The organism is Pseudoruegeria sp. SK021 (assembly GCF_002119405.1).
Taxonomy (GTDB): domain Bacteria; phylum Pseudomonadota; class Alphaproteobacteria; order Rhodobacterales; family Rhodobacteraceae; genus Meridianimarinicoccus.
This window is the reverse complement of sequence record NZ_MTBG01000116.1, coordinates 1-760: the sequence shown is the minus strand read 5'-3', so window position 1 is coordinate 760 and position 760 is coordinate 1. Positions and strand designations below refer to the sequence as shown.

1 pseudogene is annotated in these 760 nt (G+C 62.5%); it reads right to left on the bottom strand.

Features of this window, described 5'->3' with window-relative positions:
* Nucleotides 1-604 (bottom strand): annotated as a pseudogene (locus tag BV911_RS18865) (IS66 family transposase zinc-finger binding domain-containing protein); the annotation flags it as partial.
* Nucleotides 605-760: the final 156 nt, after the last annotated feature.

Genomic DNA, 760 nt, shown 5'->3' with positions numbered 1-760 from the left:
CGGCCCGGCCATGCTGCCCGGGATGGGACGGCTGGGAGCCGGCTCCTGCACGATCCGCTCGCAGCGGCGGCAGGACTTCTTAATCCGGGCGATCTGGATCACCTTCATCTGCGCGGCGATCATGTCGTGCAACTCGCTGACATCCTCACCCATCGCACCAAAGGTGCGTCCCTTTACATGCGCGCCTCTGGCGCGACGCGCAGATCGCCACCGCAGTCCGGGCAGCAGGCACCGGGTCCAGTTCGCGGCGTTCGCGCGGCGTCGCATCCGAGACACGCGGCCTACGGCGCAAAGCGGGCGCGTCGGCAGCCTCTGGTGACGGCTCATCCTGCCCTTCGTTGATGGGCGCGTCATCTTCCTCGGCCACCGCGACCAATAGGTCTTCGAGCGCCAGTTCAAGCTGTTCGATCTCGCGCTCGATCTGTTCCGAGGATTTGCCGAAGGCCAGTTTCTGCAACTTGGCGATCCGCAGTCGGAGGGCCTGAACCAGCTGATCGTGGACCCGCAACGTCGCCGATATCTTGGCGTTTTCCGCCTGCAAAGCGGTGATCATCGCCTTCAGAACAGCGGGGTCATCGGGAAGATCAACAGGGTGATTTGACATGAATCTGTTTACCACGAGGTACGTTATATCGCCATAAAAACAAGGCGTTTCGGCTTATATATTTAGCCCACACGGGCCGGCGGCGCGCCCCAATCCGGCCTGCGCCAATCAATCCCTTCCCACAACATCGCAAGCTGCGCGGACGTCAGACGGGCG